Annotated in this window: 15 protein-coding genes; 10 read left to right on the forward strand and 5 right to left on the reverse strand. The window is 70.3% G+C overall.

From position 1 onward, the window contains the following. The first annotated feature begins 19 nt into the window (after positions 1–19). The 4 genes from ACQEWB_RS17865 (at position 20) to ACQEWB_RS17880 (ending at position 3,262) form a co-directional block, all read left to right on the forward strand. Positions 20–997, forward strand: coding sequence for a LysR family transcriptional regulator (locus ACQEWB_RS17865; protein ID WP_432832047.1), 978 nt, complete (start codon positions 20–22; stop codon positions 995–997). Beyond that, positions 991–1,530 carry a GNAT family N-acetyltransferase gene (locus ACQEWB_RS17870; RefSeq protein ID WP_432832049.1) on the forward strand — a complete coding sequence of 180 codons (540 nt, stop codon included), beginning with the start codon at positions 991–993 and terminating at the stop codon, positions 1,528–1,530. Before ACQEWB_RS17865 ends, ACQEWB_RS17870 begins: the two co-directional genes overlap by 7 nt. 61 nt (positions 1,531–1,591) lie before the next feature. Continuing rightward, entirely contained in the window at positions 1,592–2,788 is a 1,197-nt protein-coding gene (locus ACQEWB_RS17875) for an acyltransferase family protein (protein ID WP_432832051.1), read from the forward strand. A 66-nt stretch (positions 2,789–2,854) separates the two neighbouring features. Beyond that, positions 2,855–3,262 carry a hypothetical protein gene (locus ACQEWB_RS17880; RefSeq protein ID WP_432832053.1) on the forward strand — a complete coding sequence of 136 codons (408 nt, stop codon included), beginning with the start codon at positions 2,855–2,857 and terminating at the stop codon, positions 3,260–3,262. Positions 3,263–3,283: 21 nt separating this feature from the next. Here ACQEWB_RS17880 and ACQEWB_RS17885 read toward each other — a convergent pair whose 3' ends face one another. Then, entirely contained in the window at positions 3,284–3,742 is a 459-nt protein-coding gene (locus ACQEWB_RS17885; RefSeq protein ID WP_432832055.1) for a MarR family winged helix-turn-helix transcriptional regulator, read from the reverse strand. A gap of 77 nt (positions 3,743–3,819) precedes the next feature. Here ACQEWB_RS17885 and ACQEWB_RS17890 point away from each other — a divergent pair, with 77 nt between their 5' ends. After that, a complete protein-coding gene (locus ACQEWB_RS17890) occupies positions 3,820–4,188 on the forward strand; it encodes a VOC family protein (protein WP_432832057.1) in 369 nt (122 codons plus the stop codon). A gap of 4 nt (positions 4,189–4,192) precedes the next feature. On the opposite strand, the gene ACQEWB_RS17895 is transcribed toward ACQEWB_RS17890, so the two are convergent. Further along, positions 4,193–4,600 (reverse strand): ATP-binding protein, encoded by a 408-nt coding sequence (locus tag ACQEWB_RS17895; protein WP_432832059.1) that lies wholly within the window; start codon positions 4,598–4,600, stop codon positions 4,193–4,195. Between the two features lie 121 nt (positions 4,601–4,721). Here ACQEWB_RS17895 and ACQEWB_RS17900 point away from each other — a divergent pair, with 121 nt between their 5' ends. Further along, on the forward strand, positions 4,722–5,540 hold the full coding sequence (locus tag ACQEWB_RS17900; protein ID WP_432832061.1) for a helix-turn-helix domain-containing protein: 819 nt from the start codon (positions 4,722–4,724) through the stop codon (positions 5,538–5,540). Next, positions 5,537–5,779 (forward strand): DUF397 domain-containing protein, encoded by a 243-nt coding sequence (locus ACQEWB_RS17905; protein WP_432832063.1) that lies wholly within the window; start codon positions 5,537–5,539, stop codon positions 5,777–5,779. The genes ACQEWB_RS17900 and ACQEWB_RS17905 overlap by 4 nt, the downstream gene beginning before the upstream one ends. Here ACQEWB_RS17905 and ACQEWB_RS17910 read toward each other — a convergent pair. Continuing rightward, a complete protein-coding gene (locus ACQEWB_RS17910; RefSeq protein ID WP_432832065.1) occupies positions 5,750–6,397 on the reverse strand; it encodes a GNAT family N-acetyltransferase in 648 nt (215 codons plus the stop codon). The two genes, ACQEWB_RS17905 and ACQEWB_RS17910, sit on opposite strands and share 30 nt — an antisense overlap. Positions 6,398–6,505: 108 nt before the next feature. Here ACQEWB_RS17910 and ACQEWB_RS17915 point away from each other — a divergent pair, with 108 nt between their 5' ends. Both ACQEWB_RS17915 and ACQEWB_RS17920 read left to right on the forward strand, forming a co-directional pair. Continuing rightward, complete coding sequence (locus ACQEWB_RS17915; protein ID WP_432832067.1) at positions 6,506–6,922, forward strand: hypothetical protein; 417 nt, start codon at positions 6,506–6,508, stop codon at positions 6,920–6,922. A gap of 16 nt (positions 6,923–6,938) precedes the next feature. Continuing rightward, complete coding sequence (locus ACQEWB_RS17920; protein ID WP_432832069.1) at positions 6,939–8,468, forward strand: caspase, EACC1-associated type; 1,530 nt, start codon at positions 6,939–6,941, stop codon at positions 8,466–8,468. Positions 8,469–8,478: 10 nt separating this feature from the next. Here ACQEWB_RS17920 and aroA read toward each other — a convergent pair whose 3' ends face one another. Then, complete coding sequence (aroA, locus tag ACQEWB_RS17925; protein WP_432832071.1) at positions 8,479–9,723, reverse strand: 3-phosphoshikimate 1-carboxyvinyltransferase; 1,245 nt, start codon at positions 9,721–9,723, stop codon at positions 8,479–8,481. A gap of 4 nt (positions 9,724–9,727) precedes the next feature. Beyond that, positions 9,728–10,642: an EamA family transporter gene (locus ACQEWB_RS17930; RefSeq protein ID WP_432832073.1), complete on the reverse strand. Its 915-nt coding sequence runs from the start codon at positions 10,640–10,642 to the stop codon at positions 9,728–9,730. Positions 10,643–10,731: 89 nt separating this feature from the next. On the opposite strand from ACQEWB_RS17930, the gene ACQEWB_RS17935 reads away from it, so the two are divergent. Beyond that, positions 10,732–11,649 carry a LysR family transcriptional regulator gene (locus ACQEWB_RS17935; protein ID WP_432832075.1) on the forward strand — a complete coding sequence of 306 codons (918 nt, stop codon included), beginning with the start codon at positions 10,732–10,734 and terminating at the stop codon, positions 11,647–11,649. Positions 11,650–11,719 lie beyond the last annotated feature (70 nt).

Consider the following 11,719-nt stretch of genomic DNA (forward strand, 5'->3'; position numbering starts at 1 on the left):
GTCCAGTTAATCTTTTACGGTGGAATGGGTTAGCGAGACCTTCACGGTCGACCTGCGCCGCCTGACCGTCCTGCGCGAGCTGCAGCGCCGGGGCAGCCTGGCGCGCACCGCCGAGGCCCTGCACCTCACCCCCTCCGCGGTCTCCCAGCAGATCGCCGCGCTGGCCCGCGAGACGGGCGTACCGTTGACGGAGAAGGACGGCCGGGGCGTACGGCTCACCGGTCAGGCCCGCGTGCTGCTCGCGCACGCCGAGGTCATCGGAGCCCAACTGGAGCGGGCCCGGGCCGACTTGGCGGCGTACGGGCAGGGCGGGCGCGGCTCGGTGACGATCGGCTGCTTCTCCAGCGGGATCCTGGGGCTGCTGCCGGGCGTGCTGCGCGACCTGGCCGAACGCCTGCCGCACGTACGCGTGGACGTGGTCGAGGCGGAGCCGCCGGACCTGTTCACCGCGCTCGACGCCGGTCAGGTGGATGTGGCCGTGGCCGTCGACTTCGCCGCGGCGCCGCCGCACACGGACGGGCGGTACGAACGGGTGGACCTGTTCACGGACGTACTGGACCTGGTGGTACCGGACGGACATCGGCTGGCCGGTCAAGATCCGGTGCCCCTGCGGGAGCTGGCCCGGGACGTGTGGATCGTGGGGGCCGCGGAGAGCTGTTGCGGGGCGGTGGCACGGTCGGTGTGCGCGGCGGCGGGGTTCACTCCGGACGTACGGCACGCGGTGAACGACTGGGGTGCGCTGGCGGCGCTGGTGGAGGCGGGACAGGGGGTGGCTCTCGTCCCGCGTCTGGTCCGGGAGCTGTACGAGCGGCGCCGGGTGTCCGTGGTCCCACTGCTCGGCGAGGCACCGTCCCGCAACGTGTTCGCGGCGGTACGGGCGGGGGCGGAGGGGGACGCGGTACTGACGGCGGTGCGGGACCGGCTGCGCGCCGGTGGTCGGTCGCCTTCTATTCGGTTGCCGCAGGTCGGTCCGTCGGATAGGAAACCAGCATGCTGAAGGGGAACAAGGTCGGGCTGCGGGCCCGCCACGAGGACGACATCCCGGTCCTGCTGGACGAGCTCTACGACGACGTGGTCAACGCCTCGCGGGCCGAGGGCGGGCCGTGGCGGCCGCTCTCGCCCTCCACCAAGGATCCGCGGCTCGTGGTGGACGACACCAAGGAGGGTTCCGTCCCGTTCTCCGTGGTGGAGCTGGAGAACGGGACGCTGATCGGCACCGCGAACCTGTGGGGCATCGACACCCACAACCGGGTCGCGCACATCGGCCTCGGCCTGCTGCCGGCCGCCCGCGGCAAGGGGTACGGCACCGACGTGGTCGCGACCCTGTGCCACTACGGTTTCGTCGTCCGCGGTCTGCACCGGTTGCAGATAGAGACGCTGGCCGACAACTTCGCCATGCTCCGCTCCGCCGAGCGCAACGGCTTCGTCCGCGAGGGCGTGCTGCGCTCCTCGGCCTGGGTGATGGGCGAGTTCCTGGACGAGGTCCTGCTCGGGCTCCTGGCCGAGGAGTGGAAGCCCGGACCTCGTTGAACCTCCTGGCCGTGAGCGACGTACCAGTCACCACGGGTGGGATGCCAGAAAGGGCCGAACGATGTCTTTGAAGCCGGGCGAGCCTCATGTTCAGGGGCTCGACGGACTCCGCGGCCTGGCCGCCCTGTACGTCGTCCTGTTCCACTGCTGGCTGTACACCTTTCCCGGATTTCCCAGGAACTCCGGCCCCTTCTGGACGGGGTGGCTGATGTACGGGCGCCTCGCCGTCGTCTTCTTCCTGGTGCTGTCCGGCTTTTCCCTGGCGATCTCCGCGGCACGCAACGGCTGGCGTACGGGCGGCACCGCCCGATTCCTTCGTCGCCGCGCCTGGCGAATTCTGCCGCCGTATTGGGCAGCGCTCGTATTCAGCCTGCTCATTGCCTGGTTCGTCGTACCCGCATCGCATTTCGGGCCGCCGAGCGAGAAATCAATCCTGGTGTACGGACTCGTCCTCCAGGACGTTTTCATGGCGCCGACACCGAACGGAGCCTTCTGGTCGATCGGCGTGGAGGCCGAGCTCTATCTCCTCTTCCCGCTCCTCCTGCTGATCCGGCGGCGGCTGGGCGCGGCGGTCCTGGTCGCGGGCGTGACGCTGCTCGTGGTCGCGCGTGGCCTGCTGGCACCCCACGCGACCCCGGTCGAGGCGACGAACTGGCTGACCCCGAATCTGGCCCCCGCATTCGTCGCCGGTCTGGTCGGCGCGGGAATCGTCGTCGCGGCGGAGAAGGTACGGCGCCTGCCGTGGCACTGGTTCGCCGCCCTGGCCGCCCTGCCGGTCTGCGCCCTCGTCGTCGTGAGGGGACCGGGTTGGACGGCGAGGCATTACTTCTGGGTGGACCTCGCGATCGTGCCGGCCATGACGATGCTCCTGGCGGCGGTCGCCACGGGCCGGCCCGCCCCGCTGATGCGCACGCTGGGCACGCGAGCCATTCGCACCCTCGGCAAATCCTCGTACAGCCTCTATCTGATCCATCTGCCGATCGTCATGACGGTCATCCGGCGAATCGCCCCGCATTTCGTGGCACCCGGCGTCCCGACATTCTTGTTCGCGGTATCGGTGGGACTGCCGGCGTCACTCCTGGCGGCCCGGCTGTTCGCCGAGCTCTTCGAGCTGCCTTTCCAACGGAACCGGTCCTGGAACTCGCTGGTCGCGGCAGGCCGTTCTCGCCGGTACCGCTCTGCTCCCCTACACCTGCCGGTTGACTCTCCAGCGCCGACTACCGCAGAAGTTGACTCCCGGAGTAAGCCACTCGTCTGACGACTCCGACCACGCCGACTGCGATGCTCCCGACACATCGAGAACTGGGGGTATCGAGTGAAAATCATGACGAAGGCGATGGCCGGGGCGGCAGCGGCGATGCTCTGTCTGGGCGGCACCGTCGCATCGGCGGGCAGTGCCCAGGCGTCGGGGACGAGTTGCGCCATCAAGAAGTGGGGCTATACCGGGCACTACAAGTGCGGGTCCCACGTGGTGGAGGCCGACTGGACGGCGAACGGCAGTGTCGACGAGGTCTTCGTCGTCGCCACGAACCGCCACATCTACCACGTCTGGAAGAACGCCGGCGGGTGGCAGGAGATGCCCGGCGGCGGACGCGCCGACAACACGACCGGCTACCTGTTCTGGGACGGGGTCCGGCGCTGCGTCATCGTCTACGTGACCAGCAACAACACCCACTACCAGAACTGCTTCTCCGGCGGGAAGTGGCACAACTGGACCGTCTCCGGCGGGTGACCGGCCGCTCCCTGCGCGACGCTACGGACCCTCGTCGCCGTCGCGCAGGGAACGGACCATGCCCTGAAGGATCCGGAACGCGGCCGACTGCTCGGTCTCGGTCAGACCGGCCAGCATTCTGGCCTCGACGGAGCGGACGGCCGCGCTCGCCTTCTCCAGGCTCCGCCGGCCACTGGGCGTGAGCCGCGTGGGCAGCACCTTCCCGACGGGCGCCGCCGCGGGCCGGGTCACATAGCCGTCCCGTTCCAGGGCCTGGAGCAGCACGTTCATCGTCTGCCGGGTCACGAACGCGCCCCGCGCGAGCTCGGAGTTCGACAGTCCGGGCCGTTGCGCCAGCAGCTCCAGGCAGGAGTAGTGCGTGACGCTCATCCCGAGCGGCCGCAGCACCTCCTCCATGGCCGCGCGCAGCGCGCTCGACGCCTCCTTGAGCAGGTAGCCCAGTGACGTCTCCAGGTCGACGCCGACACCTTCTTGACTCATGTCAGTATTCTGACATAGCTTGCCCATGTCAGAAAACTGACACGAGCACGAGCTGCCACGACAGAAGGAGCGTCACCATGCCCGCCACCGGCCCCGACTTCATCTCGCTGCAAGTGCGCGACCTCGACGCTTCACAGGCGTTCTACGAGCAGTACCTGGGCCTCGTCCGCTCGCCGGCCGGACCTCCGCACGCCGTCGTCTTCGAGACCAAGCCGATCGCGTTCGCACTCCGCGACGTCATCCCCGGCACCGACCTCGCCTCCGTCGCCCAGCCCGGCATCGGTACCGCGATCTGGCTCCACGCCACCGACGTCCAGACCATCCACGACGCGCTCGCCGCCGACGGCCACACCATCGCCTCCGCACCGGTCGACGGCCCCTTCGGCCGGACCTTCACCTTCGCCGACCCCGATGGCTACCGGATCACGCTGCACGACCGCGCCTGAGCGGTCAGCCGACGACTCGCGCCCATACGGACTTGCCGAACTCCCGTTCCCGGACGCCCCATTCCTCGCACAGGGCGTCCACGAGGAGCAGGCCGCGGCCCGAGGTGGCGTCGGGGTCGTAGCCGTTCAGGACGGGGTGGCGGGGAGAGCCGTCGTAGACCTCGACCTCGATGGTCTTACGGCCGTCGTGCGCGAGCGCGACGGTGAAGGTACGGCCGGGTCGGTGGGCGTGCGCGTGCCGGACGGCGTTGGTGGCGAGCTCCGTGAGGATCAGGGCGACGGTGTCGGAGAGGTCGTCCGGCACGTCCCAGGAGACGAGCACCAGTTGGGCACCGTGGCGGGCCTCGGGGATGTTCTCGACGACCGGCATGAAGGAGCGGTGCCAGTGGTGGGGGTGACTTTCCGTGTTCACGGTACGACTGTCGGTCCTGGTGGCTAACTTCGATAGAGATCGCGCCTCGACGATCGGGAACGGTGAGTGAGGTTGAGGGCGCGTTGAATGTCGTTGAGCCGCGTTGAGGGGGTCGCTTGCGATGGGGCAACCGAAGAAGAAGGCCGCCTCGCCTGCGGCGCAGTACTTCGCGGAGGTGCTGCGGTTGCTGCGTACGGCGAAGGGGCTTTCCCAGAACGAGTTGGGCGACGTGATGGGTTACTCGGGGGCGGCGGTGAGCGCGGTGGAGACGTGCGCGAAACCGGCGACGGACGAGTTCATCGGGGCGGCGGAGAAGGCGCTGGGGGCTGGGGGGCTGGTCTCGGCGGCGGCGAAGTATCTGCGGTTGGAGCGGTATCCCGCTCACTTCCAGGGGTTCGTGCAACTGGAACAGGAAGCACTCAGCGTGTCCTCGTACTGCGTCATGCTGATCGACGGCCTCTTGCAGACCCCGGAATACGCCCGGGCGCTCTACGACCACGCGGTTCCACCGCTGGACCCCGAGGAGGTGGAGCAGCATGTCTCGGCTCGCATGGAGCGGAAGGCTCTTTTCGACCGGAGGCCGGTATGCATGATTCACGTCATCCTGGAGGAGTCCGCCCTGCGACGGCTGATCGGGGGTCCTGAAGTGATGCGCGCCCAGTACGAGTACCTCATTGCCTGCGCGGCCCGCCCGAACGTGACGCTGCAGGTGATGCCCGCCGCACGGGCCGGACACGCCTGCCTCGCCGGGCCGATGAAGCTGATCGAGACCCCGGAACAGCTGCCCCTCGTCTACCTGGAGGGACAGGGGAACAGCGTGCTGGTCTCCGACCGCGACGAGGTCGGAGTGCTCAATCGGCGATATGCGATGATCCGCTCACAGGCCCTGGGCCCGGACGAATCCCTGAGTTTCATCGAGCAGTTGGCGGGTGAACTGTGAACGAGCTGACCTGGTTCAAGAGCAGCTACAGCGACAACACCGGCGGCGATTGCCTCGAAGTCGCCCTCACCTGGCGCAAGAGCACCTACAGCGACAGCTCCGGCGGCGATTGCGTCGAGGTCGCCGCCCCCACCCCCGTCACCGCCATCCACATCCGCGACTCCAAGACCCCCGCGGCACCCCACCTCACCGTCTCCCCCACCACCTGGTCAGCCTTCCTCGCCGACCTCCACCAGTGACCGCGCCCGCGCCACCCGCTCCTCCAACCGCCCCCGGCACTCAGGCCACTCCTCCCCGGTGATGGAGAAGATCGCCGAGTCCCGCAACCGCCCGTCCTCCCCCGGCGCCCAGGACCGCGACCAGTTCCGCAGCACGCCCTCGAAGCGGGCGCCGACGCTCTGGATGGCCGCGCGGGAGCGTTCGTTGCGCGCGTCCGTCTTGAGGTCGACCCGCGCCACACCCCACACCTCGAAGGCGTGCCGGAACAGCAGCAACTTGGCCTCGGCGTTGATCCCCGTGCCCTGGGCGGAGGCCCCGAGCCAGGTGAACCCGACCTCGACGGCGTCCAACCGCTCCTCGTCCCGCCAACACCGCGGCTCCCAGTACGACGTGGCACCGACGGCCCGCCCGGTCGCGACGGACACCTGGGCGTAGGGCAGCAGGCGTCCCGTCTCCGCGCGGGCGAGCTGCGCGTCGACGTACTGCCCGACCTCCGCCGCCCTCGGCACCCAGGTGAACTCGTAGGTCCCCCGCTCCTCCTCCGCGGCGACCGCGAGGTCGGCCGCGTGCCGGTGGGTCAGTGGTTCCAGTCGCACCAACCGGCCCTGGAGCAGCGGTGCTTCGCATGTGAAGGTCACGGCGGGAGTCTGCCCGTACCGCCTTGCTCCGTCGAACGGATTTCAAGGGGCCCGCGCGCCTAGACTGACTGCGCAGATGAGCAGGGGGAACTGGGGGACGAGGTGGCCGTGGCCGACCGTATGCGTCTGGTGCTGTCCGGTGGGGACGAGTGGGACGAGCTGGACCCCGAGGAACTCGACTCGCTCACCGCGCAGTTGAGGAAGTGGCTGCTCGAACTGGACGACGTGGACGACGTACGGCCGGAGCGGTCGGACGGGTCGCCGCCCTCCGGCGCCAAGCCGGGTGAGCTCATCACCGTCGGCGCGCTCGCCGTGACCCTCGCACCCGCCGTCTTCCGGCCCGCTCTGCGCGTGGTGGAGACATGGCTGCAGAACCGTCCCGTACGCACGGTGAAGGTCGAGGTCGACGGCCGCACCCTCGAACTCGGCCAGGCCTCCCCGGAAGAGCAACGGCTCCTGGTCGAGGCCTTCCTGGAGGGCATCCGTGCCGACTCCGCCGCACAGCCGCCCGCCGACCCGGAGTGACGGGAGCGGACCGCACATGACCGACTTCCCCTTCGGCCCGGGCCGCAGGGACGCCCTGCTGATCGCGACCGGCGCGTACGACGACCGCACCCTCAGCACGCTGCGCTCCCCGGGACAGGACTGCGCGAGCCTCGCCGGGGTGCTCGCCGACCCGGGCATCGGTGGCTTCCGCACCGAGCAGTTGAAGGACGCGCAGGCGCATCAGGTGATGCGTGCCGTGGAGCGATTCTTCATGAACCGCAGCCGCGACGACCTGCTCCTGCTGCACATCTCCTGCCACGGCATCAAGGATGACGACGGCCACCTGTACTTCGCCGCCCGCGACACGGACCGCGACCTGCCGGCGTCCACGGCGGTCCCGGCTGCGTTCCTGCGGGACCGGATGGAACGCTGCCGGGCCCATACCGTGGTCGTACTCCTCGACTGCTGCTACAGCGGTGCCTTCCTGCCGGGTGCGAAGGGCGACGACCAGATCCACGTACGCGACGAACTCGGGGGCCACGGGCGGGCGGTACTCACCGCGACCAACCGCACGGAGTACGCCTGGGAGGGCGACCACGTCAACTCCAAGGAACCGCAGCCGTCCCGCTTCACGGGCGCGCTGATCGAGGGGCTGAGCACGGGTGCGGCGGACCTGAACGGGGACGGCCGCATCACCGTCACCGAGCTTTACGAGTACGTGTACGAGTCACTGCAGCGCGCGGGGGTACGGCAACGGCCGCGGATGTGGGCGGACCTGGAGTACCAGGTGACGGTGGCGCGGGTGGTCGGGGCGGGCGACGAGCGGCTTGCCAAGAACCCCGAGAACCAGTCCTTCACCGACATCATGGACGCGTTCTTCGCGACGTCGGCGGACGGCGGCCCGCGCTCCCGCCGTCGACGCGGTGCGGACATCACGCTCCCCCTCGAACTCGACCTGAAGGAGACCGCGTTCGGCACGGTCAAGGACATCACGATCGACACCAAGGTCGTGTGCCAGGGCTGCTCGGGCTCGGGAACGGCGCCGGGAACCCGGCCCGTCCGCTGCGAGGCGTGTGGCGGCGCCGGACAGACGACCAGAACCGTGCGCAGCTTTCTCGGCGAACGTGTCGAATCCGGCCCCTGCGTGAAGTGCGAGGGTTACGGGACGGTCCTTCCCGCCCGCTGCCCCGGGTGCGACGGCGACGGCAGGGTCGGCGCCACCCGCACGCTCAGCGTCAAGATCCAGGCGGGTGTGGAGACCGGAACGCGTATCCAGTTCGCCGGCCAGGGCCCGATCGGTCCCGGTGGCGGCGAGGCGGGCGACCTGTTCGTCGAGATCGAGGAACGCCCGCACCCCGCCCTCCGGCGCGTCGGCGACGACCTGCACTACGACATGACGATCCCGCTGTCCACGACGGTGAACGGCGGCACGGTCTCCGTGGAGACCCTGGACGGCCCCAAGACCGTCCGCATCCCCAAGGGCATCCGCGCCGGCCAGTCGCTGCGGCTCGCCAAGCTCGGCGTCACCCACCTCCAGAAGCAGGGAAGAGGCGACTTCCTGGTGCACATCGCCGTCCGCCCCTGACGAACCCGCCTCACCCCACGAGCCCCGCCCGCAACTCCCCGAACGCCTCATGGAACCCCGGAAACGTCTTCCGCACGCACCCCGGATCGTCGAACGAAACCCCCGGCACCCGCAGCCCCGTCACCGCGAACGACATCACGATCCGGTGATCCCCGTACGACTTGATCTCCGCCCCGCCCGACGCACGTACCCCCGGCCGGATCTCGATCCAGTCCGGGCCGGTCGCCACCTCCACCCCCAGCCGCCGCAGATTCTCCGCGCACGCCTCCAAGCGGTCGCACTCCTTCACCCGCGTGTTCGCCACGTCCTCGATCCGTACCGGGCCGGAAGCGAAGGGCGCGATCGCCGCCAGTGTCGGCATCGTGTCCGAGATGTCCCGCATGTTGACGGTCAGGCCGCGCAGCGCACCCGTGCCACGGACCGTCGTGCCACCCGAGCCGACCTCCACCTCCGCGCCCATCCGGCGCAGCACCTCCACGAAGCCCAGGTCGCCCTGGAGCGCCCCCGACCCCAGCCCCGGCACCGTGACCTCCGCCCCCGGCGTCACCGCGGCCGCCGCGAAGAAGTAGCCGGCGGTCGACGCGTCCGGCTCGATCGGGTACGTCGTCGCGCGGTAGCCGCCCGCCGGGACCGCGAAGACGTCTCCCTCCCGTTCCACCTCCACCCCGAACGCCCGCATCATCGCGATCGTGATCTCCACGTACGGGACGGAGACGAGATCGGTGACCCGGATGCGCAGGCCCTTCCGCGTCAGCGGGCCCAGGAGCAGCAGCGCCGTCAGGTACTGGGACGACTGGCCCGCGTCCAGGACCACTTCCCCGCCCTCGACCCCCGACGCCCGTACCGTCAGCGGGTGATGGCCCTCCGCCTCCTCGTGCCGCAGGTCCACGCCCAGGTCGCGCAGGGCGCGGCTCAGCGGGAGCAGGGGGCGGCGCCGCATCTGCGGTGAGGCGTCGAAGCGGTACGTGCCCCGGCCCGTCGCCGCCAGTGTGGGCAGGAAGCGGGCCGTCGTCGCGCCGTCCCGGCAGTAGACGTCCGCCTCGGCCACCGAAGGGCCCTGCGGCCGGCCGTCCACCTGCCACGCGTCCGGCGTGCGGCCGACGCGGTAGCCGAGCCGTACCAGGCCCTCGGCGAAGCCCTCCGTGTCGTCCGAGCGCAGCGGGCGTACGAGGGTGGTGACACCGTCGGCCGCGGCGGCCAGGAAGAGGGCGCGGGCGGTGATGGACTTGGAACCGGGGATGGCTGCTACGGGCATGTCCTCATGATCGGACGGGCGCGGGCCGCTGTGCCGCCGCGTCCACGGGATGGACCCCTTCCGGTCGCCTGCGCGTCACCGACGCCAGCCCCACCCCGCCCACCAGCAGCGCCGCCGCGCACCAGCGCAGCGGGCTCACCGACTCGCCCAGGAACAGCGCCGCCGACGACATCCCGAACACCGGGACCAGGAGCGAGAAGGGCGCCACCGTCGACGCCGGGTGGCGGCGCAGCAGCCAGCCCCATGCCCCGAAGCCGAAGACCGTCGTGACCCAGGCGACGTAGACGACCGTGCCCGCGCCCTGCCAGTCCAGGGCGCGCAGGGCGTCGTAATCGCGGCTCGGGCCCTCCAGCAGCAAGGAGAGGCCGAGGAGGGGGAGGACCGGGACCGTGCTCACCCAGACCATGAAGTTCAGGGCGTCGGGTGGGGATGCCTTGCGGGTCAGGACATTGGAGACGCCCCAGCAGGCTGCCGCCGCGACGACGAGGGCGAAGGCTCCGAGGGGGCCCGATGTGCCTTCGTCCAGTGCCGCCACTCCAATGCCGGAGAGGGCCACCAGCATGCCCAACAGCCGCACGCGGGACGGGCGTTCGCCCAGCACCACGAACGCCACCCCCGCCGTGAACACCGCCTGGATCTGGAGGACCAGCGACGACAGGCCCGCCGGCATCCCCGCGTCCATCCCTACGAACAGCAGGCCGAACTTCGCCACCCCGAGGACCAGGCCCACCGCCACCACCCACCTCCACGCCACCTTCGGGCGGCCCACGAAGAAGACCGCGGGGAGGGCGGCCGTGAAGAAGCGGAGGGCCGAGAAGAGGAGGGGCGGGAAGTGGTCGAGGCCTATCTCGATGACGGTGAAGTTCACGCCCCAGACGGCGGCCACCACGACGGCGAGAACGAGGTGTGCGGGTTTCATGCGTCGAGCATCACTTCCCACAACCGTGAAGCACCAGCGATGATTGCTGCATGGTCGGATGAAGCAAAGCTAATTGGTCAGGGGTTCCCGTGCTCGATCTTCAGCGTCTCCGCGCCCTGCACGCCGTCTCCCTCCACGGCACCGTCGGCGCGGCCGCCGCCGCGCTCGGGTACACGCCCTCCGCCGTGTCCCAGCAGATCACCAAGCTGGAGCGGGAGACCCGGACCGTGCTGCTGGAGCGGGAGGGGCGCGGGGTGCGGCTCACCCCGGAGGCTCATCAACTCGTGGATACGGCCAAGGAGTTGCTCGCCATCGTCGAGCGGGCCGAGATCGAGATGGAGGAGCGGCGAGGAGTGCCGTCCGGGCGGCTGACGATCGGGGCGTTCGCGTCCGCCGCGCGCGGGCTGATGCCCGCCGTGCTCGCCGATCTCGCCGTACGGCATCCGGCCCTCGACGCCCGGCTCACCGAGGTCGATCCGCATCTCTCCGTCGATCTCGTCGCCAAGGGGGCCGTGGACCTGGCCGTCGTGCACGACTGGGACGTGGCGCCGCTGTCCGTGCCGGCCGGGGTCGAGAGCGCGAAGATCGGCGACGACCAAAGCACCCTGCTCGTACCCCTCGGGCACACCTTCGCCGGGCGGGAGTCGGTGCGGCGGGAGGAGCTGGGCGGCCAGCGCTGGGTGTGCCAGCCGCCGGGCCGGGTCTGCCACGACTGGCTGGTGCGCACGATGCGCGCCGCGGGCCACGAGCCGGAGATCGTCCACCAGGCCGACGAGAATCCGACCCTCGTGGCACTGGTGGCGGGCGGGCTGGGAATCTGCCTGGTGCCACGGCTCGGCCGGGGCCCGCTGCCGGCCGGGGTCGTCGAGGTGCGGCTCGATCCCACCCCCGTTCGGCGGTTGTACGCCCTGTGGCGCAAAGGAGCCGCGCGTCGTCCGGCAATCGCAGAGACCGTACGCACCTTGCAGGAGCAGTGGCCGAAGGTCACGGCACATCCGTCCCGTTGACCCCTCCGGCACCTACTTCCGGGATTCGTCGGGAAGGCGGGAACCCCGCCCGACTAGCGTTCGTCCAACC

Origin of the sequence: Streptomyces sp. CA-249302 (assembly GCF_050936785.1) — a bacterium.
Lineage (GTDB): Bacteria > Actinomycetota > Actinomycetes > Streptomycetales > Streptomycetaceae > Streptomyces.

What these genes read in the sequence shown, in the direction of transcription:
- ACQEWB_RS17870 (WP_432832049.1), top strand. Translation starts at nt 991, where the DNA reads ATGCTGAAGGGGAACAAGGTCGGGCTGCGGGCCCGCCACGAGGACGAC.
- ACQEWB_RS17900 (WP_432832061.1), top strand. Translation starts at nt 4,722, where the DNA reads ATGGGGCAACCGAAGAAGAAGGCCGCCTCGCCTGCGGCGCAGTACTTC.
- ACQEWB_RS17875 (WP_432832051.1), top strand. Translation starts at nt 1,592, where the DNA reads ATGTCTTTGAAGCCGGGCGAGCCTCATGTTCAGGGGCTCGACGGACTC.
- aroA (WP_432832071.1), bottom strand. Translation starts at nt 9,723, where the DNA reads ATGCCCGTAGCAGCCATCCCCGGTTCCAAGTCCATCACCGCCCGCGCC.
- ACQEWB_RS17890 (WP_432832057.1), top strand. Translation starts at nt 3,820, where the DNA reads ATGCCCGCCACCGGCCCCGACTTCATCTCGCTGCAAGTGCGCGACCTC.
- ACQEWB_RS17930 (WP_432832073.1), bottom strand. Translation starts at nt 10,642, where the DNA reads ATGAAACCCGCACACCTCGTTCTCGCCGTCGTGGTGGCCGCCGTCTGG.
- ACQEWB_RS17885 (WP_432832055.1), bottom strand. Translation starts at nt 3,742, where the DNA reads ATGAGTCAAGAAGGTGTCGGCGTCGACCTGGAGACGTCACTGGGCTAC.
- ACQEWB_RS17880 (WP_432832053.1), top strand. Translation starts at nt 2,855, where the DNA reads ATGACGAAGGCGATGGCCGGGGCGGCAGCGGCGATGCTCTGTCTGGGC.
- ACQEWB_RS17920 (WP_432832069.1), top strand. Translation starts at nt 6,939, where the DNA reads ATGACCGACTTCCCCTTCGGCCCGGGCCGCAGGGACGCCCTGCTGATC.